The sequence below is a fragment of the Myroides albus genome, assembly GCF_024722315.1.
Lineage (GTDB): Bacteria > Bacteroidota > Bacteroidia > Flavobacteriales > Flavobacteriaceae > Flavobacterium > Flavobacterium album_A.
On the sequence record NZ_CP102754.1, the window covers coordinates 2,894,980 to 2,920,977 of the forward strand.

At 32.4% G+C, this 25,998-nt stretch carries 23 protein-coding genes and 1 riboswitch; of the genes, 16 read left to right on the top strand and 7 right to left on the bottom strand.

The genetic code is table 11. The features are described from left to right. Window positions 1–90: 90 nt before the first annotated feature. Window positions 91–615: an NADPH-dependent FMN reductase gene (locus NWE55_RS13065; RefSeq protein ID WP_155093078.1), complete on the bottom strand. Its 525-nt coding sequence runs from the start codon at window positions 613–615 to the stop codon at window positions 91–93. 192 nt (window positions 616–807) lie between these two features. Between NWE55_RS13065 and NWE55_RS13070 the strand changes: the two genes are divergently transcribed. The 3 genes from NWE55_RS13070 (at window position 808) to NWE55_RS13080 (ending at window position 4,851) form a co-directional block, all read left to right on the top strand. After that, complete coding sequence (locus NWE55_RS13070; RefSeq protein ID WP_258204171.1) at window positions 808–2,325, top strand: NAD(P)H-hydrate dehydratase; 1,518 nt, start codon at window positions 808–810, stop codon at window positions 2,323–2,325. Between the two features lie 560 nt (window positions 2,326–2,885). Further along, window positions 2,886–3,320 carry an adenylyltransferase/cytidyltransferase family protein gene (locus NWE55_RS13075; RefSeq protein ID WP_155093076.1) on the top strand — a complete coding sequence of 145 codons (435 nt, stop codon included), beginning with the start codon at window positions 2,886–2,888 and terminating at the stop codon, window positions 3,318–3,320. A gap of 133 nt (window positions 3,321–3,453) precedes the next feature. After that, window positions 3,454–4,851: a UDP-glucose 6-dehydrogenase gene (locus tag NWE55_RS13080; protein WP_160339716.1), complete on the top strand. Its 1,398-nt coding sequence runs from the start codon at window positions 3,454–3,456 to the stop codon at window positions 4,849–4,851. Between the two features lie 153 nt (window positions 4,852–5,004). On the opposite strand, the gene NWE55_RS13085 is transcribed toward NWE55_RS13080, so the two are convergent. Both NWE55_RS13085 and NWE55_RS13090 read right to left on the bottom strand, forming a co-directional pair. Continuing rightward, window positions 5,005–5,247, bottom strand: a complete 243-nt coding sequence (locus NWE55_RS13085) for a hypothetical protein (RefSeq protein WP_155093074.1) — start codon at window positions 5,245–5,247, stop codon at window positions 5,005–5,007. 447 nt (window positions 5,248–5,694) lie between these two features. Further along, on the bottom strand, window positions 5,695–5,958 hold the full coding sequence (locus NWE55_RS13090; RefSeq protein ID WP_155093073.1) for a hypothetical protein: 264 nt from the start codon (window positions 5,956–5,958) through the stop codon (window positions 5,695–5,697). A 1,665-nt stretch (window positions 5,959–7,623) separates the two neighbouring features. Between NWE55_RS13090 and NWE55_RS13095 the strand changes: the two genes are divergently transcribed. Together NWE55_RS13095 and NWE55_RS13100 are read left to right on the top strand one after the other, a co-directional pair. Then, on the top strand, window positions 7,624–8,457 hold the full coding sequence (locus tag NWE55_RS13095) for a universal stress protein (RefSeq protein ID WP_155093072.1): 834 nt from the start codon (window positions 7,624–7,626) through the stop codon (window positions 8,455–8,457). Window positions 8,458–8,604: 147 nt separating this feature from the next. Further along, window positions 8,605–10,221 carry an IS1182 family transposase gene (locus NWE55_RS13100; RefSeq protein ID WP_258204053.1) on the top strand — a complete coding sequence of 539 codons (1,617 nt, stop codon included), beginning with the start codon at window positions 8,605–8,607 and terminating at the stop codon, window positions 10,219–10,221. 200 nt (window positions 10,222–10,421) lie between these two features. Here NWE55_RS13100 and NWE55_RS13105 read toward each other — a convergent pair whose 3' ends face one another. Beyond that, the gene (locus tag NWE55_RS13105) at window positions 10,422–11,156 is read right to left on the bottom strand and encodes a DUF6796 family protein (protein WP_155093071.1); all 735 of its coding nucleotides are present in this window, start codon (window positions 11,154–11,156) and stop codon (window positions 10,422–10,424) included. A gap of 149 nt (window positions 11,157–11,305) precedes the next feature. Here NWE55_RS13105 and NWE55_RS13110 point away from each other — a divergent pair, with 149 nt between their 5' ends. Beyond that, on the top strand, window positions 11,306–12,295 hold the full coding sequence (locus tag NWE55_RS13110; RefSeq protein WP_258204172.1) for a helix-turn-helix transcriptional regulator: 990 nt from the start codon (window positions 11,306–11,308) through the stop codon (window positions 12,293–12,295). A 61-nt stretch (window positions 12,296–12,356) separates the two neighbouring features. Here NWE55_RS13110 and NWE55_RS13115 read toward each other — a convergent pair whose 3' ends face one another. Then, window positions 12,357–13,244, bottom strand: a complete 888-nt coding sequence (locus NWE55_RS13115; protein ID WP_258204173.1) for a helix-turn-helix transcriptional regulator — start codon at window positions 13,242–13,244, stop codon at window positions 12,357–12,359. A gap of 207 nt (window positions 13,245–13,451) precedes the next feature. On the opposite strand from NWE55_RS13115, the gene NWE55_RS13120 reads away from it, so the two are divergent. After that, the gene (locus NWE55_RS13120; protein WP_258204174.1) at window positions 13,452–14,126 is read left to right on the top strand and encodes a DJ-1/PfpI family protein; all 675 of its coding nucleotides are present in this window, start codon (window positions 13,452–13,454) and stop codon (window positions 14,124–14,126) included. A 44-nt stretch (window positions 14,127–14,170) separates the two neighbouring features. Here NWE55_RS13120 and NWE55_RS13125 read toward each other — a convergent pair whose 3' ends face one another. Together NWE55_RS13125 and NWE55_RS13130 are read right to left on the bottom strand one after the other, a co-directional pair. Further along, window positions 14,171–15,016, bottom strand: a complete 846-nt coding sequence (locus tag NWE55_RS13125) for a methylated-DNA--[protein]-cysteine S-methyltransferase (protein ID WP_155093067.1) — start codon at window positions 15,014–15,016, stop codon at window positions 14,171–14,173. Between the two features lie 369 nt (window positions 15,017–15,385). Then, window positions 15,386–16,267, bottom strand: a complete 882-nt coding sequence (locus NWE55_RS13130; protein ID WP_258204175.1) for a hypothetical protein — start codon at window positions 16,265–16,267, stop codon at window positions 15,386–15,388. A gap of 916 nt (window positions 16,268–17,183) precedes the next feature. Between NWE55_RS13130 and NWE55_RS13135 the strand changes: the two genes are divergently transcribed. From NWE55_RS13135 to aspA, 9 genes are all read left to right on the top strand, one after another. After that, on the top strand, window positions 17,184–18,014 hold the full coding sequence (locus NWE55_RS13135; RefSeq protein WP_155092765.1) for a helix-turn-helix domain-containing protein: 831 nt from the start codon (window positions 17,184–17,186) through the stop codon (window positions 18,012–18,014). Between the two features lie 65 nt (window positions 18,015–18,079). Then, window positions 18,080–19,246 carry an MFS transporter gene (locus NWE55_RS13140; RefSeq protein ID WP_258204176.1) on the top strand — a complete coding sequence of 389 codons (1,167 nt, stop codon included), beginning with the start codon at window positions 18,080–18,082 and terminating at the stop codon, window positions 19,244–19,246. 38 nt (window positions 19,247–19,284) lie between these two features. Then, a riboswitch (TPP riboswitch) is annotated at window positions 19,285–19,377 on the top strand. Window positions 19,378–19,492: 115 nt separating this feature from the next. After that, window positions 19,493–20,290, top strand: a complete 798-nt coding sequence (thiM, locus tag NWE55_RS13145) for a hydroxyethylthiazole kinase (protein WP_258204177.1) — start codon at window positions 19,493–19,495, stop codon at window positions 20,288–20,290. After that, window positions 20,287–20,928 carry a thiamine phosphate synthase gene (gene thiE / locus NWE55_RS13150; RefSeq protein ID WP_155092761.1) on the top strand — a complete coding sequence of 214 codons (642 nt, stop codon included), beginning with the start codon at window positions 20,287–20,289 and terminating at the stop codon, window positions 20,926–20,928. The genes thiM and thiE overlap by 4 nt, the downstream gene beginning before the upstream one ends. Window positions 20,929–20,930: 2 nt before the next feature. Then, a complete protein-coding gene (locus NWE55_RS13155; protein ID WP_155092760.1) occupies window positions 20,931–21,584 on the top strand; it encodes a TenA family protein in 654 nt (217 codons plus the stop codon). 12 nt (window positions 21,585–21,596) lie between these two features. Beyond that, window positions 21,597–22,406: a bifunctional hydroxymethylpyrimidine kinase/phosphomethylpyrimidine kinase gene (gene thiD / locus NWE55_RS13160; RefSeq protein ID WP_258204178.1), complete on the top strand. Its 810-nt coding sequence runs from the start codon at window positions 21,597–21,599 to the stop codon at window positions 22,404–22,406. Between the two features lie 234 nt (window positions 22,407–22,640). Beyond that, on the top strand, window positions 22,641–23,312 hold the full coding sequence (locus NWE55_RS13165; RefSeq protein WP_258204179.1) for a hypothetical protein: 672 nt from the start codon (window positions 22,641–22,643) through the stop codon (window positions 23,310–23,312). A gap of 99 nt (window positions 23,313–23,411) precedes the next feature. Then, window positions 23,412–23,942, top strand: a complete 531-nt coding sequence (locus NWE55_RS13170; RefSeq protein WP_258204180.1) for a YceI family protein — start codon at window positions 23,412–23,414, stop codon at window positions 23,940–23,942. Window positions 23,943–24,577: 635 nt separating this feature from the next. Continuing rightward, on the top strand, window positions 24,578–25,987 hold the full coding sequence (gene aspA, locus NWE55_RS13175) for an aspartate ammonia-lyase (protein WP_155092756.1): 1,410 nt from the start codon (window positions 24,578–24,580) through the stop codon (window positions 25,985–25,987). The last annotated feature ends 11 nt before the right edge of the window (window positions 25,988–25,998 follow it).

Genomic DNA, 25,998 nt, shown 5'->3' on the forward strand with positions numbered 1-25,998 from the left:
CTTAATTTATGCCAATAAAAAATCCCTATAACCTTGGGCATCGATTATAGGGAAATAACACAATTATAAAAAGTTAGTGTATGAAAAAAATTACAAAGCTTGTTTAAAGCTTTCTAAAGTTGATTCCAATTGTTGCTTTAATTGCTCATTTACAATTTGTCCATCTTTAAAGTTGTCGTGGAAACTTGGTAAAGAGAAATTAGCTTTGATATTGCCCCCAAAGTAAGGAAAGATACTTTGAGCAGCTTGCATAACTCCCATACCTGCTCTTGCACCAGGAGAGGTTGAAAGCAATAACATTGGTTTATTTTTAAATACTTGCATATCGGCTCTTGAAGCCCAATCAAAGATATTTTTAAAGGCAGTACTAAAGGTTCCATTGTGCTCAGCAAGACTGATTATGATTACGTCGCTTTGTTGCATTATCTCATTAAATTTGGTAGCCTTTTCAGGGATTCCTTTATCATTTCTATCTTGTGAATATATTGGCATTTCAAAGTCGTTTAGATCCAATAGGTTGATTTGGTCTTTGTTGAATTGACTTGCTACGTTTTTTACTAATTCTAAGTTTATTGATCTTGAGCTGTTACTTGCTGCAAATGCGGTTATTTTCATTTGATTGTTTTGTTTGTTTTTGTTAAGGCAAAGATAGGATAGGACAAGAGCTTGGATACTTAATCTACAACAAGAAATACCTTTGCTTTATGTGTAAATAAGGTATACATTTAGTCTGTTGTACAATATGGTGCATTTTATGCTTAATATTACATTGGTTTAACCCCTTAAACATTTGAAAAAAACACAGTCATGAAAATACTAAAGACCGATCAAGCGCAGTTGTTAGATAAACAAACGATTGATAATCAATATATTTCCTCTTTCAAATTGATGGAAAGAGCAGCAAGTAAAGTTGTAGAAATACTGAAGGATAGACATAAGTTGTATCACAATAGCTTTGTGATTATTTGTGGAAAAGGCAATAACGGGGGCGATGGTTTAGCTATTGCAAGATTATTAAAAGAGGCAGGAGCATTTGTAAAGGTGTATTTACATCAAAACAAGAAGTATACTCCAGATAATAGTCAGAACCAAGAAATGCTTGATGATAGAGGAATTAAAATAGAGAAGTTCTTGCCAAGCAAGCACAATATTGTTATTAAAAAAGACGATATTATCATTGATGCTCTTTTTGGAATGGGCTTAACAGAAGCAATTGATTCAGAGTGGAAACAAGTGTTTGATTTGCTAAATACTGCCGTGTGTCAAGACCGAATATCCATAGATATGCCATCAGGTATGTTTGCTGATATTGCCACTGCTAATGACTCTATTGTATTTAAAGCGGATATGGTTTATACTTTTGGTTCGCCTAAATTAGCTTTGCTTTTGCCAGAATCTGCACAGTGGGCTAAAGACTTTACAGTAGTGGATATCAATTTAGATGAACAAACGCTTAGTTTGTTCGAAACGAAAAATTATTATTTAGATAAAGCAATAGTTAAAGAATTATTACACACTCCTACTAAGTTTGCTCATAAGGGTATATTTGGTCATAGCTTAATCATTGGGGGAAGTTATGGTAAAATTGGAGCAGTAGCATTAGCGAGTAAAGCAGCTCTTAGTATTGGTTCAGGGTTAGTAACTGCTTATTTGCCAAAATGTGGATATTCAATTTTACAGTCAACAATCAGTGAAGTGATGTGTTTAACTGATAATGAAGCTGATTATATTCGTTTATTTCCAGAAACTGATTCTTATCAAGCTATAGGTATAGGTGTAGGTTTGGGGCAAAACGCAGACACTGTAAAAGGATTTGCTGCATTTTTGAAGGATAACACAAATAAGGCAATGGTGTTTGATGCTGATGCTATAAACATTTTGGCATCAGATAATAGTTTACTTAAGTTTTTAGCTCCTGGAAGTATCTTAACTCCTCATCCAAAAGAATTAGAAAGGTTACTTGGTGGTTGGACATCAGATTTTGAAAAAATGGAGTTAGTTAAAGGTTTTACAGCTAAGCATAACGTAGTTGTAGTTGTTAAAGGAGCGCATAGTGAAATAGTTTTGCCATCTGGTGATATTTACTTTAATTCTACGGGTAATTGGGGAATGGCTACTGCAGGAACAGGTGATGTATTGACAGGTATCTTAACAGGGCTTTTAGCACAGGGGTACAATAGTGAACATACGGCACTTATTGGAGTTTATTTGCATGGTCTGGCTGGAGATTTTGTTCTTGAAGATAAACACCCTCATTGTATATTAGCCTCTGATATTATCAATAAACTTAGTTCTGCGTATAAAGAGATTCTAAATTTAGAATAAATCACATATTAAGAAATAAATCTAACGTTAAAATCGCGTTATTAACTTTTTTGTTTAAGAAAGATTTTTATTTTTGTCAACAGAGAACAATAGTAGTGGGGACTTTATTGCTTCTCAATAGCAAAAATAGCTTGTGTGATTCACGATATTATATCTTGAGTTAATCTATTTGTACAAGTTAATATAAGGCATATAATTTCGGTTATATGCCTTTTTTTGTCACAAGATGGATTGGATGTAGGGTTGTATTTTGATAAAAAGAGTATTGAAGGTAATCTTATCTTTTCTTAAATGTTAAAATTTAATTTTATTAAGAGTAAAAATAGTATTACTTTTGCGAAGCATAATTTTTTTATAATCCTTCATTATTTGTTTGAAATTTTAAACAGTAGGATTAGAATACTTTGAGTTAATACATTGATTCCCTTGATGAGGAACTGCGAATTAGAAGTGTTTTGTAGTAAAAAAATTGGTTAGAAAAGGAAAGGTTATTAAGGAAAAAGTATGGTTTATTATTGTCCATTTAGTTAGAAACGAAAATAAACTAAGAAGAAATTATTATGAAAATAGGAATCACTTTTAGTGCATTTGATTTATTGCACGCAGGTCATGTAAAGATGTTAGAAGATGCTAAACGTCAATGTGATTACTTGATCGTTGGTTTGCAAACAGATCCAACACTTGATCGTCCAGAGAAAAACAAACCTACACAAACTGTTGTTGAAAGATACATTCAGTTAAAAGGTTGTAAGTTTGTAGATGAGATTGTTCCTTATGCAACAGAACAAGACTTAGAAGATATATTGCGTTCTTTTAAGATTGATGTTAGAATCTTAGGAGATGAGTATAAAGATAAGAACTTTACAGGTAGAGTTTACTGTGAAGAAAAAGGGATAGAGCTTTATTACAATTGTAGAGATCACCGTTTTTCAAGTAGTTCATTACGCCGTGAAGTAGCTGAAAAAGAGAATAGTAAAGTGGTTAAATTAGGTTAATAGCCCTTGATAAGATATACAAAGCACAACAAGAGATTGTTGTGCTTTTTTTATTAATAGAACTTTTCTTTAAACTTTTTAGCTAAAGGTTAAAAAGATTAACTTGCAGGTTTAAATCTAAAATGGTTTGTAGATGTATAAGATTCAAAAGATATGTTGCATAGGTGCAGGCTATGTTGGTGGACCAACTATGTCTGTTATTGCGCAAAAGAATCCCCATATTCAAGTTACTGTGGTTGATGTTAATCAGCAAAGAATAAATGCGTGGAATAGTCAAAATATGGATGAACTTCCAATTTACGAGCCAGGACTTGGAGAAATAGTTTCACAAGTTAGAGGTCGTAATCTTTTTTTTGATACAGATGTTGATCGAGCTATAGAAGAGGCAGATATGATTTTTATTTCTGTTAATACCCCGACTAAAACTTATGGAAAAGGTAAGGGGATGGCTGCAGACCTTAAATATATTGAATTATGTGCAAGACAAATAGCACGTGTTTCTAAATCAAGTAAAATTGTTGTTGAAAAATCCACATTACCTGTTCGCACGGCTCAAGCCATCAAGCGCATCTTAGATCAAACCGGAAATGGTGTAGAGTTTCAGATATTGTCTAACCCTGAGTTTTTAGCAGAAGGAACAGCTATTAAAGACCTTTTAGAGCCTGATCGCGTGCTTATAGGTGGAGCTGAAACAGAAAGAGGTAATGAGGCTATAGAAGCACTTGCTTCGCTTTATAGAGCTTGGGTACCAAGTGATAGGATTTTAGCAACGAATGTGTGGTCATCAGAATTGTCGAAGTTAACAGCAAACGCTTTTTTAGCACAAAGAGTTTCTTCCATCAATGCTATTTCTGAATTGTGTGAGGTATCTGGAGCTAATGTAAATGAGGTCGCTAGAGCTATCGGTACTGACACTCGAATTGGCAATAGATTTTTAAAAGCTTCTGTTGGATTTGGAGGTTCGTGCTTTCAGAAGGATATTTTAAATTTAGTCTATATCGCTCAATCTTATGGTTTGGATGAAGTTGCCCAGTATTGGGAGCAAGTCATTATAATGAATGATCATCAAAAAAAGAGATTTTCTGAAAAAATTGTCACGACTTTATTTAATACAGTTAGTGACAAGAAGATTGCTTTTTTGGGATGGGCATTTAAGAAAGATACTAATGATACCAGGGAATCTGCCGCTATTTATATAGCTAACGAGTTAATAGAGGAACAAGCAAGTGTACACGTGTATGATCCAAAGGTGACACAGATGCAAATGTTGGCTGATTTGGACTATCTTAATGTACGCTCATGTGATATAAATTCCGAGCGGTTAATAGCCCATCAAGAGGCTTATAGTGCAATTGAAGGAGCGCATGCAATTGCAGTTTTAACCGAGTGGGATGAGTTTATTGGTTTGGATTGGAAAAGGATTTATCAGCAGATGCAAAAGCCTGCTTTTGTCTTTGATGGTCGAGGTATATTAGATCAAAAAGAATTAGAAAATATTGGTTTTGAAGTTTATACCATTGGTATTGGTTAAACTTTGAATAGTTATAAGTAAAAAGGCACCATTGTAAAGTGGTGCCTTTTTGTGTAAAGTTAGTAAGGAATTAAAATGTTAGGTTAGTTTATACTTACAAAACATTTTAAGAAGAGAGATATCTCTGATTATCTCAGTTTTCTAATTAAAAGATTAAAGATTAATTACATAATACTTTTTATTTCTCTTTATAAATGGAATAGGGGACATATTCTTAATAATCTTTTTAATTTGGAAGTTGTCCATGATTAGTTTCAGATGTAGTTCAGAATGTAATTCTTCCAAATAAAGAGAACGTTGGCCTTTTAATTTAGCTTGATCAATTTGGTCTTGCAATCTTTCATACTCAGAGTGTATGTTGAACTCAATTGCATTCTTTACAGATACAATTTTCATCGTTAAATAGGTGTTTGTTGTTATCTCAAATATAGCCAAAGGTAAATTGGAAAAGACCTTGTTCACTCAAGAAATTGTGCGTTCACCATTTTTAACAATAATATCATAATTGTTGTTTTTAATCACAAAATGAGATTTATATGTGTTATTTTATATGAAATTAGATAAATAATTATTGTATTTTTTTATTTATCTTAATAGTACTTATGAATGTTAAAATTTATAGGTATTCGCAATTGACTAGTAAATTTTTAAAGCTGTTGTGCATAAAAAAATAGCTACCAATTCTGATAGCTATCATTTTGTAATTTACTCTATCTCTATTAGATAGGATAGAATTAGGGGGCTTTTATAGAATAGCTTTTATAAACGTATTTAATTCAAATAATAAGGTGTAAAGCGAAATTAAGATGATGTTATAGTGTTTATAAAAAGATCGATACTATTCTAAGATACATGTTCCATAGGAAAACGAATAGCGTAGTACTTTTTAGGTCTCCTGAGGAAAGAAAATAAAGTAGTTTTTTTAATAAACTTCTTAATCACATAGTTTTGTTTAATTAGATACATGTGATTCTGGTAAGAAAGAGTGTCTAAATAGATCACTTGTTCTCCTTTTTTCTTTGCTTTCTCTATTAATTGCTCAATTTCAGTAAGCTCTTTTAGCATACTGAAATCATCAATAGGGGTTTTGACTGAAACAATTTGCATATTATATTTATTTGTTAATAAGGTGTTTTTACAAATGTATAATAAATAGTATCAGTTAGTGAATATTAATCATTGTATTTGTGTTAAGTTTGAATTATTATTTGTTTTGCAGTTTTTTGACTATTTAACAAAATATTAAGAACTGTTTTTTGTTAAATAGACATATGTTTTTTGTTTTTTTATATATTTAATTTTAAATTTTCTATTTTTATCTTTATTTTATTGATTGTTTAATAAGATATATTGGTTAAATTCTGAAAGATATTCGGTATTAATACTGGCTTAATATATAATTCGCAAAATGATGTATAGATGTTGATCCTATTCCCTTTTTATATATATGTTTGGTTAACGTTAGTGCTTGATTAATAAGATAGTAATGGTAGCAGGTTTTCAGTGTGTTTTCTTTTGAAAGGTTTGGGGTAAACTATCATTTTGTATAATTCTTAGATTAATTTGAGTTTATCCTATTTGTAGCTTTTTTTGAAGTTTTACTTTGATATGTTTGGAATAATTAGTTGTTGCTTTACAGGTTTAAAAGCAAGTGAATATTTGAACCTTCTTAATTTTAATGGCGAGTTGGCTCAAGCTAAGACTTGTGTTAATTAGTTTATAGTAGTGAAGAGTTGATACTATTTATTTAAAACTATATTTTTAAAAATACGATATTGGGTAAAAAAAAACCAGTTATTGATTTTAATAACTGGTTTTATAATTCTTGAAATCTCCGTCTTGTTGCATTAGGTTGGACCTTTTAATAGAAAGAGATACTATAAACACAAAATAATTAAGTATCTATGTTGTAAAGCAAAATTTAAAAATGAATATATGATTGTTTATAGTTGTTTAAATCTTTTATTTGTATCACTTGGAAAACTGATAACATAATACTTTATTGGTTTTCTTATGAAGGAAAATATAGATGTTCTTTTTATGAATTTTCTAATTGCATAACGTTGTTTTATTAAATACAAGTGATTGTGATAACACAGACTTCTTACATAGACTGTCTGTTGGCCATTGCACTTTGCTTTTTCAATTAAATATTGTATTTCGGTAAGTTCTTGTTGCATGCCGAAATAATCAACTGGTTTTCTAACGGATACAATTTGCATAATAAAATGTTTTACTAAGATGTTGTGACAAATATAGTTATTATAGGGTATTTATTATGTTATGTGTATATTTTTATATTAATTTTTGATTTGATGTTTATGTATTGATGTATTTGTTGAGTATTATATTTTTGTTAGTTTATTTTTATGTTATAAATGGATTTAGTTAATTTTTATTAAATAAAAATTGTAATATTTATGCATGTTTTAGAAGTTTAGGTTATAATTTGTAAATATGTTATTCTTTTAAGGTTTATGTTGGAGCTTAAAACTGTTTATTTATTCATAAAAATCATTATTCCTATTATGTGAATTTTATTTGAGAATCCATACTTGTTTTGATAATATAATCGCTTTATAAATTGTCCAAATTTTGACTAAGTGTTTTGGTAGTTCAGTCTTATATATTTATAGAATAAGTAAAGCAATTTTTGTATTTTTTAAGTAGTCTTGTTAGTGAATTATCTTATTTTACAACTTTTCCTGTTTAGTTTACTATAAAAAAATAAAGTTTATTCTTATCTTTATACAAACATTACAATCGCATACTATGAAAAAAATATTATTCCCAACAGATTTTTCTGATACAGCTAATAACGCGTTAGTTTACGCTTTGAGAATGGCAGAAAATCAGAATGCTACTCTATTTGTTCTACATGCTTATGAAATGCCTGTGATTTCAGCTACTGCTAATCCAGTTATGGTTCAGGACGTTTATAAAACAATTGAGTTAAGCAACTTTGAAAACTTTAAAGATCAAGTACCACAAATCAGAGATATTGCTAAGAAGCACAATTTAGATCATGTTCCTATGCACTTTATCTTAGAAGAAGGTTTCTTGAACACGATTTTGAAAAAACGCGTAAAAGAAGAGAAGATTGATTTAGTAGTTATGGGAACTAATGGTAACTCTGGATTAGACAAGAAATTGCTTGGTTCAAATACAGCTAATGCTATTAGCTCTTTAGATATTCCAGTTTTGAGTATCCCACATGATGCTATTTTTGATGGAGTTGATTCTATTGCTTTCTCTACACTTTTTAAGACACAAGATAAAGCTATTTTAGATAAGTTAATTCCAATTGCTAAGGGATTTGGAGCTACAGTTAAATGCGTTCACGTTTCTACTACTAAGAACAAAATAGATCCTGCAGTTGTCAAAAGTTGGGAAGAAAACTACAAAGGTGAACCAGTTAAGTTTTTCGTTGTAGAGTCTAATGATATTGAGAAAGCAATTTTTGATTTCTTAGATGAGGAAAACATTGACTTATTAGTTTCTATTACTCGTAGTAGAAATTTCTTTGAGAAATTATTTACAAGTAGTATGACTAAGAAATTAAGTTACCACAATTACGTTCCTGTTCTTGCATTCCACGAAGAATAAGTACACGAATTATTTATAAAGTGAAAGAGGCTGTCTAAAAAGCCTAAAAAACAAAACCCCGTCTAAAAAAGGCGGGGTTTTTTCATTGTTTGTCCTCAAAAATAATTATCTTCAAGGTGCAACCAAACAATAAGAAAGACAAATATAATGTTCAAATCTGAAAGTTTAAAATCGCCGAGTCTATTTCCTGAAGATATTTTTTCTAAAATTCCTCTAGACCATCCTGTTCGTCTTATCAATGCTGTTGTTGATGAGTTAGATATTAGTTCTATTTTAAGTCAATACAAAGGAGGAGGGACCACCAGTTATCATCCCCGTATGATGATAAAAGTCTTATTCTACGCCTATTTCAATAATATTTATTCATCGCGTAAGATTGAACGGGCTTTGACGGAGAACATTTATTTTATGTGGTTATCTGGTAATAGCTTGCCTGATCATCGCACGATTAATTATTTTCGCGCTAAGCGATTGAAAGGTCAAATCCATCAGCTTTTTGCAGATGTGGTTCGTCTGTTACAAGAATTACAATATGTTAGTTTACAAGTTCAATATATTGATGGAACAAAAATTGAATCTAGCTCTAACCGATACACCTTTGTATGGCGTGGTTCAGTGGAGAAAAACAAGGCTAAATTAGAAACAAAAATTCAAGATGTTCTCACAGAAATAGAGGGTCAAATCAAACAGGATCAAAGTGAACTCGCAAAAGAACACTGTTCCAAAAATATTGATAGTTTAGAGCTTAAAGAAAAAGTGACTCAGTTAAATAAACATAGGGCAGACCTACCCAAACCTACAGCTAAACAGCTCAAACAGTTAGAAGACGAGCATTTACCTCGCTTGCAAAAATACGAACAACAACTAGAAACTTTAGGTACTCGAAATAGTTATAGTAAAACAGATCCAGATGCTACTTTTATGCGAATGAAAGAAGATCACATGAAAAACGGGCAACTTAAACCTGCCTACAATACTCAAATAAGTACTGAAAATCAATTTATTACACATTATACTATTGCACAAAAATCAACTGACACCACTACCTTAATCAATCATCTAGAGACTTTTGAACAAACCTATGCACAACAAAGTAAAGAAGTTGTAGCAGATGCTGGGTATGGTAGCGAAGAGAATTATCTGTATTTACTTGAAAGAGAAATAACGCCCTATGTGAAATTTAATTATTTTCATATGGAACAGAAAAGAGCTTGGAAGAACAACCCTTTTCTACAACACAATCTTTACTACAATAAATTGTTTGATTACATCTTATGTCCAAATGGAGAAAAGCTACCTAATATTGGAAGTAGTACTAAATACACCACCACTGGTTTTGCGTCAAAAATACATCTGTATCAAGCTTCTAACTGCTTGAAATGCTCGTTAAAAGAGCTATGTAATAAAGCAGCAGAAAACAGAACAGTCTCTATGAATCATAGATTGGTTCAAATAAAACAACATATTAGAGAATTACTCAACTCTGAACGCGGTAAATATCATAGAAGTAAAAGACCTGTAGAAGTAGAAGCTGTTTTTGGACAACTAAAAAGCAACAACAAATTTACTAGGTTTACTCTAAGAGGATTAGAAATGGTCGAAATTGAATTTGGACTGATGGCTCTTGCACATAATTTAAGAAAACTTACTAAGAATAGAGAAAAATCGACTTTAAACAACAATTTTCATCCTAAAAAAGAGACTGATAAACGAAAAATGACAAATTATAAGTCTAAAACTCGTTTTAATTGCAAGAACTTTTAATCTAAGAGAAAAGTAACGTTTTATATAATACAAAAGAGGGTGACCTTTTGGGACACCCTCTTTTTGCTTGTATAGAATTGTCAGCTAATTACTTTGCAGTACTCTTGAACTTTAAAGTTTTTATTAGCTTTTTGACTTAGAAAGCACTCTTTAGGGGAGAAGTACTTCCTGTATATATAAAAAGTGTATTATTTATAGATCTAATTGTTGTTAACTGATGGGTGCTTTAATCTGTTTTTGAATACAAACAATAGAATAACAAAAAACACTAGATAAGCAATATTGAAAGCTGCAGCCATTAACCATCCTCTTAGTTCAGATTGAGGAAGAATAAACTTAATAGGTAATTGATAAATGGCAATAAATACAGGTGAGATTAACCCTGCCCATTTAGGAAGTCTTGTTTTTCCTGTAAAAACTAAGATAGAATAGCATAACCATGCCAGTAGCAGAATTACAATTGCTGTTGCCCAAGTAATGTATGTAACTGTCATAAAATTATTGGCCATTTCTAACAAATATGGATGGGCAATTGGATCGGTGTGATAAATAGCTTTGAATATCTCACCAGTGTAGAAGAAAACACCATGCCCCAGAGGCATTAAAACTACACTGATAATAAGTAGAAAATAGGTTGCCCAAACGTACCATTTGTTTTTATCAATAATATATTGGCAAGCTAACCATACACCAGGTAGAAACAAAGTGGCTGTCATCGAGGCAATCAGTGCACCAAACATCAGACGAGAGCTTGAGCCCTCAAGCATTAGAGTGGCAAAACCTACATCTACTTGATCTGCATAAGTTTGTGCAAATAAGGGATAATCTTCTGGATTTACATCAAATCCCGCCACGAACATATCTCCTATAATCCAGCAAATTGATGCCAGGATAGCTGAGATAAATGACCACTTTACTTTTGTTGAATACGTCATACTTAATTTGTTGAGTTTTTATTAATTGTTTTATTTAGAACTATTCTTAATTATTAAATATCTTTGTGCAAATATAACAGACTACTTGAACCAAGCATGTTGGTTATACGGAGTGTAATGTCCGTGATACGGAATTTTAAAAAACAATAATGAATTTAAGAGTTTATGACAACAGTCAAGGACTAATGTTATTTGAGAAACATTATCCTGACTGGTTTGCAAGTTTTAAAGACGGTATCGAAGTCAAGCAAAGTACTATGAACTCTGCTTTGGCTAAAGGGGATACTATGGAGATTTTTCTTGAGGGTATCCATATTACATTTGGAGATACCTTTTTTAAGAAACCAATTGTTGTTGAGTTTGAAAGTAATTTTGAAACGATTGAAATGCACTTTGCCTTAAAGGGATCTAACCTTGCAAGAACAAGTAATATCAGTAGTGATATAGCTTTTAAAGCTAATCAGCACAATATTCTTTACGGAAATAGAATAAGTGGCAAAATGGATTGGAGCAGTGAGTATTTTGAAACTTGTGAGATAAATATTGCTCCTGTTTTTTTTGAGAAGTTCTTACCTGATACTCATGGCGTTTTTGATCATTTTAGAAACTTATTATCCAAAGGTCAATCTGGGTTGTTTAGCGAGTCTCATCGTATAATAACCCCAGATATGTACGATATTATTCATCAGATAAAATACTGTCAAAGAAAGGGAACCTTTAAACGCATGTTTATCGAATCAAAGGTACTTGAGCTTTTATTGCTTCAACTTGAACAGTTTACCACAGATACACCATCGTTGGGGTATTCACTTAGAAAAGCAGATATAGATAAACTACACGCTGTTAGAGAATATATCACTTCACATTTAGATTCAACAGATACATTACTTGATTTAGCTCACCGTGTGGGAACTAATGATTTTTTACTTAAAAAGGGATTTAAAGAGCTTTTCGGAACTACTGTTTTTGGCTATTGGAACAATGTAAAGATGCAGACAGCTAATCGTTTGTTAAATCAAGGTGACTATTCGATAACTGAGATAGCTCACATGGTAGGATATAGTAATGCAAGACATTTTTCAACTGCTTTTAAGCGAAAATACGGTATTGTACCTAGTCAAATTAAAAATAGAGTTTAAGTTGTATTTTCAACAAAAGAATCCATTGATTTATTAAAGTAATAGAATTAAATACTACAGTTTATTTAAATTGTGAGGGCAAAATGCCAAAGTGTTTTTTAAAGGCATTACTAAAGTGATGACTGTGTTTATAACCAACTTTTTCTGCGATTTGATAAACACTTAGGCTATTTTCTTTGATTAACTCAGCAGCTATATTCATTCGAAAATCGTGTAAGTATTTAAAAATTGTTGTATCAAATAGTAGTTTAAATCCTACTTTAAGCTTTGTTTGATTAATTCCTACCATTAGAGCTAATTGTCTTATGGTAAAATCTTGCTCGTAATATTGCTCTATGTATTGTCTGACATAGTGAATTGCTTGTTTGTCTTTTTCAAGTAAATGTGGTGTCGATTTGTTTTGCCAAAGTAACCAGTTGTTGTACTGTTGTAAGTGTATATCAATAATTTTAGCCTCTGTGAAATGTTCTGCCAATTTTCCTTGATAAGGGTGAGTGGTTAGGGAGTTTAGGCTTTTTACTAAATTATAATCAATTGGTAAGTGGATGCGGGCATTAGTAGGGTTGAAAAGACTCTCGAGATAGTGGTCTTCACCTTCAAATAAAGCATAAAAGAAATCCTTAGATACGGATGTCTCTATAAAGACTCCTTCTTTATTTTGATTGGTGTGCATTATATGCTGATAATCTGTAGCTTGTTCAACGAATAATACTGAACTTCGTTGGGCTATATCTAAATTTGAGTGATTTAGTGTAGTACTATTACCTATAAGGCAATTACAAGTTAGTACGCTTTGTTTGTTTGATACTACTGTATGTTTGAATGGTTTTTCAGCATAGTACTTTCCGTATTTGATATAGAAATCATCACTGCATAGCTTTGCGATATCCATCTTTATTCCTTGGGCTTTAATTTGCTGTTTTGTTAATGTAATATTAGTAGTATTCAAAATCAAGTTTATTTGTTTAATCTGGTGTAAAGTTACTTAATTATAATGGTTTTAAATAACGTAGTGTTAAAAGTTAGTTGTGAGCACTTGTTTTTTAGTACTAAAATAATTCAATGACTAATGGTATTGAATTTTGATTTAAAAAGCATCTTAAATGAAACACTTTAGCGGTAGTGTAAATGTAAATTTGCTTTAAAATCAAGTCAAATGAAATTAAATATTATAATCACATTCTTATTGTGTTATTTTCCAATAATTGTATCAGGACAAACTAAAGTGAGAATAGGTGTATTTGTTTATCCAGAGATGGAGTTACAAGATTTTGCAGGACCAACTGATGTGTTTATCAAAGCCAACCGTTTAACAGATAAACAATATCAGATTTATTTATTTTCCCAAGATGGTAATCAAATAAAGACTGAGCAAGGACTTGTCTGTATCACTCCTTCGTATAGTTTTGAAGATTTGCCTTTAGTTGACTTAATTCTACTGCCAGGGGCACCCTCTGATGCAGTAAAGGCATTGTCAGAACAAGTTCAAATCAAGCAGTTTTTGATTCAAAAAAACCAAGAAGGCGTAAAATTAGCTTCTGTTTGTACTGGTGCTTATTTATTAGGCTATGCTGGTCTTTTAGACAACAGAAAGTTTACCACACATTTCATGCAGGCAAACAATATGCAAGATCAGTTTGTAAAAGCAGTACTTGTAAAAGATGTGCGCTTGGTGGATTCACAAGAGGTTCTTACGGCATCGGGAATTACCTCTGGCATTGATCTATCACTTTATTTAGTAGAAAAATACAGTGGAAAACCCATACAAGAGAAGATCGCAAAGATGATGCAGTATCAGTATAGTGTGAATCAAGAATGGCCAAAAATATAAAATTCATCCTTATCAAGGATTCTGCAATGAAAGAGTTATTTGTTTTATAGGTGATCCGTTTTTGCAGATTCCCAACCGATAATAGCCGTTTTTCTACTTGGTCCCCATCTATATCCGCCAAATATACCAGAGGCTTGTATAACTCTGTGGCAGGGGATAAGCAGTGCGATAGGGTTACTGCCAATTGCTGTACCTACAGCTCTTGAGGCAGAAGGATTACCTATTTCTTTTGCTATTTGTCCATAAGTAGATAATCTACCCATGGGTATTTGTAAAAGCGCCTCCCATACTTTGAGCTGAAAGTCAGTCCCTTTTAAGTGAAGTTTGATTTTGTTTACCTGTGACCAATCGTTTTGAAAAACCCCTAATACTTGTTTGTGATAGTCTGTTTCTTGTTGAGTATAATGAGCATTGGCAAAGCGCATTTGAAGGTTGTCAATAGCCTGTGATTGATCATCCTCAAAGGCTATATAACAAATGCCTTTTGATGTAGAAGCAATGATAATGCTCCCAAAAATACTATTATAAAAAGCATAGCTGATTTGAAGGTTTTTACCAGCATTTTTGTATTCTGCCGGTGTCATCCCTTCTATATTGACAAACATATCGTGTAGGCGACTACTACTTGATAGACCAGTTTGATAGGTGGTATCAAATAGTGTAGCTTCTGGCTCTGATAGTAGTGTTTTAGCGTGGTTTAAACTGATGTATTGGATAAACTTTTTAGGGCTAATCCCAACCCAATTATCAAAGATACGCTGAAAGTGGGAAGGACTTAAGTGCACGTGATTTGCTACTTGCTCTAAAGATGGCTGTTTGGCAAAATTGTCCTTTAAGTAAATAATTGCTTGTTCTATCCTTTTGTAGTTTATATGCTCTTGGGTCTGCATTTTAATTCAGATTAGGTCATTACAAAGGTGGAAATGTTTTTATAAATAAAAAATCCAATTCTTGCTAATGTTTAAAAAAAAGAGAGATACAAAAATAGGTGTATCTCTCTAGTGTTAATAAAGGCGAAGTCCCAAATTATGTTGTTTGTTGTTGTAACTTCTTGTAATTTAAAAATAATTTGCTGTTGTTAAACAAGTCAAATCAGCTATGAAAAAAACTCTGATATAAATATAATTAATTTTTAACATATTGATTTTTAGTTGTTTGTTAGTTGATTGAATTAGGTGCTTATTATTTGATTTGTTTACAACAATAATCTAAAAAGAGGCTTTTGTTTTAACAAAAGCCTCTTTTTAAAGTTTGGTAATCTACTTAATAACTGTTATGGTTTGATAGGTATATTTTGTTATGGTTTTAAACTCATTGCCACTTGGTTCAACTTCAATTGTTTCTGCTTGAATAGGGTAATTTTGTTGATTGTAATTATATTTAATCTCTACCTTATCTTTATTATATTCAGAATGATAAGCTAAAATATTGTTTTTAACAGTATAAGCATAGCTCAATCCATCAACATAGTCATGTTCAAATGAAAAGTTATTTACAGACATATCTTTAAAAGGACTATTATAATTATCGTATTCAAAGTAAGTGATGTCTTTTTCATCCTCTTTTGATTGTAGTTTTTCTGCAGAAATTAAGTTGCCATTTTCATATTTGTACACATTTATGTCTGATGTAGGATTTCCTTCTTGAGAAATTATTGACTTTACAGGTAAGTTTTCAGTGTTATACTCGAAAACCTCTGTAATCTTATCTACCTTATCAAAGCTTTTAATTATTCTGTTATTTTCATCATATTCAAATACAATTTCAGAAATAATCTCACCTTCGGTTTTATTTGTAGTTTTTATAGATTTAATTTTGCCGTTTTCTCCATATTGTATTTCATCTTCGATGATGTCTTTAGTTTCTTGTTTTTTATCTCCTTCAACTTTCATTTCAGTATCAGTTGAAAGTATATTTTTTAACTGTGCAATATCGTTATAGTTGTACTCAATAAGGTTAGTTGATACTAACTTAAACTCACTTTCACCTTTAATTTTGTAGTAATTACTATCATGTATCGAGCGAAGAACCGTGATATCTTGAGTAATAAAATCATCATTTGACTTATTGTCATCTGAATTACAGCTAAGAATAGCTAATGCGATCAATGAAAGCACAGTTGGCTTTAAGAACTTTTTCATAGTTGTTTTTTTTATGATTGTAAAGATACTTGTTTTTAATAATTTTTAATAATTATGGTAATTGATAACTATGTTTTTGCTCTTATCTGTGTATAATTATTTCTATTGAACAATTTGTTTTAAGCAATATTAACGTAAATAAGACTTAAGTTATTAGTCCTTTTTATCAATGATAACTTAGATAATATGTATTGAATTTACATAGGCTTGTCTGTTCTACTTGAGACAAGATTACTAGTTCACCTCTGTGACGTTTCACTAAGCAATGTTTTCTTTTTATGTACTGTGTTGATTAATAGTAACATTACATTGTCTCTATTCTTTTTGATTTTGACAATTAGTTTTACTCCCTTTTTCAAGAACAGTTCAAGAGATATAGCTCGTTAGTGTTTCTTTATTTATATTGACTTAGGTAGTAGAATAAATACACATTAGAGAAAGAAATGGCAAAACATAACATTATTAGCTGTAAAAATAGGTGTAAAGAGAATCTGTTGCTTATTTACATTTCCGAGTAATTTAACAATGGCTTTGCTTCGGTTTGCTTGCACCCTTCTTGCACCCTTCTTCGAGAAAAAGGCCTTCTGGGCGAGAAAACCCCCAGGAATACCGAAGTAATCCCCAAAAAAGTGCAAGCTAAGCACTGAAATGTGCTTTGAAAGTTTCATCAATTACAGTAATTTTATCTTTAGAGAACACAATTGATTCTTTCAGATAAAGGCCCAAGTGGCTTTATTTTAGTTGTTTGTAAGTAGTATTTCTATTTTCTTATATCATCTTTACTTCTTTGTTATTGTATTGACTTCAAGCTATTATTTAGCTTTTATTAGGGATGTAACTATGGTTCGTTGATTTTTTAGTAATTTAGTTTTTTATAAGTGAGTAGGTCAAAGTGACTTTGTTCAAGCTAATTTCAATGATAGAAAGTGTAAACCTTCCGATACAAATTCCTTTTTTTGTAGGTCGATTAGAAAATATAAAGGTTCAAGAAGTTTGTGATTTTCACAGGCATAATTACTTTGAGTTTCTATGGTTTACTGATATAGAATCACAGGGGCTACATTATGTTGAATCAAGTGAACTTGCCTTAGTTACTGATACAGTTTTACTTCTGACTCCTAATCAAGTTCACAAATTTGATAAGGTTAAAGTCAAGGGATATGTTTTTCAGTTCTCCAAAGAGTATTTTATTGATTTGTTAGGAGCTGCTCATCCATTTTGTTTTTCTGCTAACTACTTTTGTGCTATTTTAAGTGATGTATTAAAAAATCACTTGGAACTGTTAGTGCAATTAATTGAACAGGAGTACAGTGATAAGCGTAGAGGAGATTTGCTAAGCTTTTACTTTAAAGCATTATTTGTTCACATAACAGATGTTTTTGTATCAAGAGAATTCGAAAATCAAGTTTTAGATAAAACATTGGTTGATTTTGTACTAAAATTAGTGGATAAAAATTACAAAACACAAAAACAACTGTCTTTTTACAGCAATCACTTAGCAGTGAATCAAAGGACTTTGAATAAGGTGATGCTCGAACATACAGGTGTGAGTTTAAAGCAGTTTATTTACAATCGCATTATTTTGGAGGCCAAACGTCTCTTGTACACAAACGATTTACTTATCAAAGAGATTGCGTTTGAACTTGGGTTTAAGGATGTGGCTCATTTTAATAAAGTCTTTCAAAAACAAGTGGGAATGTCCCCTTTGGATTTTCGAAAAGCTTATCAAAACCAGTTTATACAATAGGTTTACCTATTTTGACAATTTTCCCCTTACTGTACTTAGTAGTTTTGCCCGTAAATATTAAACAAATGGGAGTTAGAAACTACATCACCTTATTTTTATTGTCTTTTAGTGCATTTATTATCGTTAGTACTGAGTTTGCCCCTTTGGGGGTTATGTCATTAATGGGAGAATCCTTAGGGGCAAGTGAATCCGAAATAGGAGTAAGTGTGACTATATATGCTTGGATAGGAACTTTGGTAGCTCTTGTGACTCCAATGTTTTTGGCAGGGATAAATCGCAGAGTATTGTTGGCAGTATTATTGGGTTTGATTGCTTTGGCTAATTATATAACTTCTATAGCAGATCACACCTTCTATTTGTATTTAGCACGGGTTATAGGAGGAATAGCCAATGGAGCGTTTTTAGCTTTCTTGGCTATTACAGCTACGAGTATTGTCAAGGATGAAGTCAAAGCAAAAGCCACAGCAATCGCTTTTTTAGGAGTGTCTTTTGCCAGTGCTTTCTGTATAGTTATTGTCAATTTTTTAAGTACTTATCTTTTGTGGCAAACTATTTATAATATTTTGAGTTTATCAGCTTTTGCGTGTGGTATATTGCTATTAGTTTTTGTTCCTACTTTAAGAGAACATAGTTCATCAAAAGGCTTTGCTTTGTTCAAGAAGACATTTGAGAATAAAGATGTAGTAGCAATCTTATTAATAAGTGTGTGTTGTATCACAGCCCATTTCTCTATTTACTCATTTGTTCAGCCATGGCTTGCAAATACATTGGCATTGGAGGAATCAAGTGTTTCTTTACTTTTGTTGTGTTTTGGAGTAGCAGGTTTTTTATCCAATACGTTACTCACGCGCTACATTGAAGAGTATTTGTCTAAAATTGTGTTGTACGCCATTGCTTTAACAGCTATGTGTTTATTGCTCTTTAGTGTATTTGGAATCAAAGGATATACCCTTGTATTATACCCTTTGTTTGTAATATGGGGAGGTTGTGTTTCGAGTTTAATTGTTTGTTTTCAGGCACTTGTAATAAAACTTGCAAAACAAGAGGCAGGTAATGCCGTTGCAATTTATGTGTCTTGTTTTAATGGAGCTATAGGTTTAGGGGCCTTACTTGGTGGGCTACTATTGCAGTGGTTTGGTATTTATATCTTGATGCTGATTAACGGTGTAATAGTCCTGATTGCTTGTTACCAATATTTCAAGCGATTTATTAAAGGGGGTGTTAATGGTTAAAAATTAGCATGTGTTCAATTTTAACTGTATGTTTGTAGCAAGACTGTTAGGGGTGCTTTAAAAAGCTGAGATTATACCCTATAACCTGATATGTTGTAATTGACATCGGAGGGAAACGGATTGTACTATAAAAAAGACAAGCTATAAGGGTATTATACTTATAGATAGACGTTATTATATACCATAAGACCGTTTTGCACGATGCAAAGCGGTCTTTTTTTTGTTATTAATCAAACACAATTAAATATGAATGCACAATTAAGTAGTCTTATCGAAGACTTAGATAAAGTAAGACAACACTCTCCATTGGTACACAATATTACCAATGATGTAGTGATGAACAATACAGCTAATGCCTTACTTGCAATTGGGGCATCACCTGTGATGGCTCATGCAATAGAGGAAGTGGAGGACATGGTAAGTATTGCTTCTGCACTTGTTCTAAATATTGGAACTTTAGATTCCAGTAAAGTAAAGGCAATGTTGTTGGCAGCAAATAAAGCAAAACAATTAAATACGCCTATTGTATTTGATCCTGTTGGCGTTGGAGCTACTGCATATCGAAATACAGTGGCAGAGCAAATATTGCAACAATGTAAACCTACTATTATAAGGGGAAATGCCTCTGAAATCATGGCTTTGGCCAAAGTTAATACCAAGACAAAAGGCGTTGATAGCACAGTATCATCTGATAGTGCTATTGATTTGGCAAAGCAGTTGGCGAAGTCATACGCTTGTGTGGTTGTGGTAAGCGGAGAGATTGACTATATCACAGATGGTAAAGAAATCTTAGAAGTAAAAAACGGTCATACGCTCATGCAGCGAGTAACTGGTATGGGGTGTTCAGCTACTGCTCTTATAGGTGCATTTGTAGCTGTGAATAATGATGTGTTAAAGGCCGCTTACAACGCAATGGTTGTTATGGGGATTGCAGGGGAACTCGCAGCAGCAAATGCTAGTGGTAATGGTAGTATGCAAGTGAATTTCTTAGATGAACTTTACAAGATAGATCAGGCAATAATTAAAATGTATTTCAAGGCATGAGGCAATTGGATTTAAGTCTTTATTTGGTGACAGACAGGGAATGTGCTTTAGGTAGAGATATTGTGGATATTGTCGAGCAAGCTGTTCAAGGAGGAGTAACTATAGTGCAACTCAGAGAAAAACAATGTGATACAAAACAATTTTACAATATAGCAGTAAGACTCAAAGAGTGTTTAAAACCGTATGATGTTCCTTTGATTATCAATGATCGCGTAGATATAGCTTTAGCTTGTGATGCGCAAGGGGTACACATTGGTCAATCAGATATGCCTTATCAAGTAGTTAGAAGATTGTTGGGACCAGATAAAATCATAGGTCTCTCTGTTTCTAATGCTCAGCAGCTTGAATATGCCAATACTTTAGATGTTGATTATATTGGACTTTCTCCTGTATTTGATACTACTACAAAGAAAGATACGTCAAAGGCAATTGGAATTGAAGGGGTAAGGGATTTTTCAAGAAAATCAAAACACTTAAGTGTGGGAATTGGAGGAATCAATGTCAGTAATGCAGAGCAAGTAATACATGCTGGAGCTGATGGTATTTCACTTGTTTCGGCAATCATTTCAGCAGATAAACCCAAATTAGCAGCTGCGGAACTTTTAAATATAGTCAAACAAACAAAAAACAATATGTAATTATGAAATGGAGTGAAAGAGCTTGGCAAGCAAGCCAAGAGGTTAATCAAGCAATTTTTAGTATGCCATTTATCACTGAGTTGATGCAGGGGACTTTAGCTAAAGAAAAATTTGTACAGTATATTCAACAAGATGCGTTGTATCTAGCTCGCTATGGCAAAGTTCTGGCGGCTCTGGCTGTAAAACTTGACAAAGTGGAGCATACAGAGGCCTTCTTGGGATTTGCTAAAGACACAATGATGGTAGAGAAGATACTACATGAATCTTATGTAGGAGAGCTAAAGGATTTATCGGAGCTAAAGGCCTCACCTGGATGTATGTTATATACCAACTACTTGGAAAGGCAAATTGCTCATGCTCCTTTGGAAGTTGCTTTAGCTGCAGTATTGCCTTGTTTTTGGATTTATAAAGAGGTGGGAGATTATATTTTGGAAAACCAAACTACATCAGATAATCCCTATCAAGATTGGATTAATACTTATGGGGGAGAAGAATTTGGATCAGCAGTTAAAAAAGCCATTAGCATTTGCGATGAAATTGCAGAGCAAACCACCGGGCAGCGCCAAGAGGAAATGACTGCTGCTTTTGTGATGTGTAGTAAGCTGGAGTGGATTTTTTGGGATAGTGCTTATCGTTTAGAGAAATGGCCAATTTAATCAAGCAAACGTATGAAAAAGAAATATCATATTGCGATGACTATCGCAGGAAGTGATCCCAGTGGTGGGGCGGGGATCCAAGCAGATTTAAAAGCTTTCTCAGCTTGTGGCTGTTATGGTGCTAGTGCTATTGTAGCTGTAGTAGATGAGAATACAGTGGGAGTAACTGGTGTACACCCTGTTCCGGTAGATTTTGTTACAGGTCAGATAAAATCAGTATTGGATGATATTGGAAGCGATGCTATAAAAATAGGAATGTTGCATTCTAAAGAGTTAATTATAGCTATTAGGGATACATTAATCGGATATAATTATACCAACATCGTTTTGGATCCAGTCATGGTTGCAACCTCTGGTGATAAACTTTTACAAGACGAGGCTATACAAACTTTAAAAGACGAGTTAATTCCCTATGTAAGGGTTATTACACCTAATATTCCAGAGGCCGAAATACTACTTAACAGACGTATAGAGAAACAAGAAGATTTGCCTGATTTTGCACGGGAATTATCCATGAATCGACAGGTTTCTGTTTTACTTAAAGCTGGTCATCTTTCGGATGATGTATTAACTGATGTGTTTTACAATGCCGAAACTGATGAACTCTTAGCGTTGAGTTCACCTCGAATTTACACGAACAATACCCATGGAACAGGCTGTACTTTTTCCTCTGCTTTAGCTGCTTACTTAGCTAAAGGTGAAAGCTTGAATCAGGCCGTGCGACTGGCTAAAGCTTATATGGAAAGAGTGATACAAGCAGGAGCAGAATACGAGATAGGAAAAGGACATGGACCAGTTCATCATTTTGTTGATTTCTGGTAATTAACGCATACCACTATAAATAATAAAATTGTAAAAAGACAGGAGTTTGCAAAAGTAAGCTCCTGTTTTTTTAATAAACGAATCAAATAATGTATTTCGAATGTAAAAAGAATTCACTTTTTTAAGATCAAAAACTGGGTAAATAGGAAGAAGTGATAAGAAAATCGTTGGAAACTATATTTTCTTGATAGATATTTGCGTATTGTATTGTTATTAACTAAATATCTAACTCTTATGTTTATACGCAAAATAATTATAGCTGTTATAGCAGTGTTGTTATCTACTGTAGTAGGGGTAAAAGCACAAGAATCACCTGTGCTATCCAAGGGAAGTTTACCTTTAGTACTTGAGTCATTAGTGGGAAATCGCGGAGGTTTTTTTGAAGTTGTAATTAACAAAAAGTTTGAATCTGTCCCTAAGTTAGGACTTTTTAGCGTCTCTAATTTAGTAGCGGAATTTGACAAGAAAGACTTTGATGATGTAATGAGTCAAGGGTATTTAACTTATAATGTAGTGAGAGGTTTAGACATTATGGGAGGATATTTCTATACAGATGTGACTGGACTTAGAGCTTCAGCAGCTTTATCTTATACAAAAGCCAATGCAGAGTATACATTTAATATTAATCCTCGTATAGATTTGCAAAGTAATCCTATACAAGAAACAGCTTTGTTTGTAGAGTACAAACCTGTGATTGATACAAACTGGAAGTACTATTATCGACTTCAAGGACTTTATGGTTTTACACCAGATAATGGTGACCACGCTCGTAGTTATATCAAATTAAGAGCTGGAGTTACGTATAAAGAAGTTGACTTTGGTTTGGCCAGTAATTTTGATTGGTACGGACCAGACAAGGATAATTATAACAATATTGGTGTTTTTGTATCAGCTCGCTTGTATTAGTTATTGATTCTCTTTCTTAATGTAGTTCAAGTGTATCTATATGTTTGAGCTACTATCTTTGGCATAACAAAAAGATTAATAATATTTATTATCAAGATTATGACAAACGCAATATGGAATATAGATCCTACTCATTCTGAAATTGGATTTAAAGTAAAACACATGATGTTTACTAATGTATCAGGAAAATTTAATGAATTTACCTCTACTATTGAAAGCAAGTCCGATAACTTTGAAGATTCGTTGATTGCTTTTAATGCAAAAGTTGATTCAGTTGATACCAATAATACAGAAAGAGATAACCATTTAAAAAGTGCAGATTTTTTTGAAACCGATAAGTTTAAGGAGATTAAGTTTACTTCTACAGAAATAGAGAAAGTAGCTGATACTACATTTAAAGTAACGGGCCTTTTGACTATTAAAGGTGTGTCTAAATCAGTTAGTTTTGATGCTGAGTATAGTGGTGTCTTAACTGATCCTTGGGGTAATACGAAAATCGGTTTATCACTAAAGGGAAAGATTAATCGCAAAGAATTTGGTTTAACTTGGAATGCCGCTTTAGAAACAGGAGGTGTTTTGGTGGCAGAGGATATCAAATTATTTGCAGAAGTACAATTTGCAAAGGCATAAATCTTTAATTTAAGTATCCATTTTGGATATAAAACATAAAAAAATCAAATATTTTAATTAAAAAAAAGGGTGTTTTACGATGTAAAATGCCCTTTTTTAGTAGTAAAAGGTGTAATGTTTTAAAAAAAACGGCTTTAATACCACCTTTTCATAGGGAGTTATAGGCTAATGAGAAAAAAAAGTAAAAAAAATATTTGACTTCTTCACTTTTCTTGTTCTTCCACTACGGACTTTTGCCCTTTCATGTAATTTATAATAATCTACCTACTTTATTGAGATTTGTATTTTTTAATTTAAAATTTGTATCAAAATATGAATCGTTTTACTGTTGTTTTTGAAAATACTCAACTTTTTTTATATATCTTTTTGTAAGTCTTCTTTTATAATTTATGAAATTATATCTAATAAAAACATGATAAATTACCATATTTTTAATTTTCAATATGTTTTACCTTTGAATCAATAAAAGATTTTGGAACTGTTTTTGTAAGTACTATATCAAAATACATTATTTGATTTTTTTATAGCTACTTGATTAGAAGCTTTTAAATGTAAAGTAACTTATCAATCAATATAAAATAGTTATCTAATATGTTTTTTATAATTTTTAATAAATAACTTCAAAATAGTATAATATGAAAGATACTAGAAGAGAGCATGATTTCTTAGGAGAATTAGATATTCCTAACGACAAATATTATGGGGTACAAACCTATAGAGCTATTGAAAATTTTAATATAACAGGAATTACCCTTGTTAAAGAAAGAGACCTTATTAAGGCTCTTGGATGGGTAAAAAAAGCTGCAGCATTAGCAAATAAGGATTGTGGGGTATTGAAGCCTGAAATCGCAGATGCTATTTGTTTTGCATGTGATCAGGTTGTATCGGGAAAATACGACGATCAGTTTGTAAGTGATTTGATTCAAGGTGGAGCAGGTACCTCTGTTAACATGAATGCAAATGAGGTAATTGCCAATATCGCCCTTGAGCATTTAGGTCATAAAAAAGGAGAGTATCAGTTTGTACATCCAAACAATCACGTGAATTGTTCACAATCAACCAACGATGCATATCCTACTGCTTTTAGAATTGCATTATATTTAAAAATAGAGTCTTTTTGTGGATCTATGCAAAAAGTACAAAAGGCTTTTGCTGCTAAAGGTAAGGAGTTCGACAAGGTATTGAAAATGGGACGTACACAGTTACAAGATGCTGTTCCAATGACTTTAGGTCAAGAGTTTAATGCTTTTGCAACAACAGTTGGTGAGGATTACCTTAGATTAAAAGAAGCACAAAGTTTAATCTTGGAAGTTAATATGGGAGCTACAGCAATTGGTACAAAAGTAAATGCCCCAGAAGCTTATCCAGAATTATGTGTGAAATACTTGGCAAAAGAGACAGGACTTGCTTTAACACTTTCACCTGACTTGATTGAAGCAACAAGTGATACTGGTGCGTATGTTCAAATCATGGGAACTTTAAAAAGAGCAGCAGTTAAGATTTCTAAAATTTGTAACGATTTACGTTTATTGAGTTCAGGACCTCGTACAGGACTAAATGAGATTAATTTACCAGCACGTCAACCAGGATCTTCTATTATGCCTGGTAAAGTTAACCCTGTTATTCCAGAGGTGGTAAACCAAACTTGTTTTTATGTAATAGGTCAAGATTTAACTGTGACTATGGCCTCTGAAGCGGGACAATTACAGCTAAATGTAATGGAACCAGTAATCGGTTTCGCACTGTTTACTTCGTTGGAGTATTTGAAAAATGCTTTGGAAACTTTAGTTGACAAGTGTATCGTAGGAATTACGGCTAATGAAGCACATTGTGCGAATTTAGTTATGGGGAGTATAGGGATAGTTACACAATTAAATCCTATCTTAGGGTATGAAATTTGTGCGAGTGTAGCAGGTGAAGCATTGCTTTCTGGTAAGAATATCCATGAAATCGTAGTGGTAGAGCGCAAGTTAATTACACAAGAAAAATGGGATGAGATTTATTCATTAGAAAATTTAATACATCCAAAATTAATAAACTCTTAATAGTCTTTAAA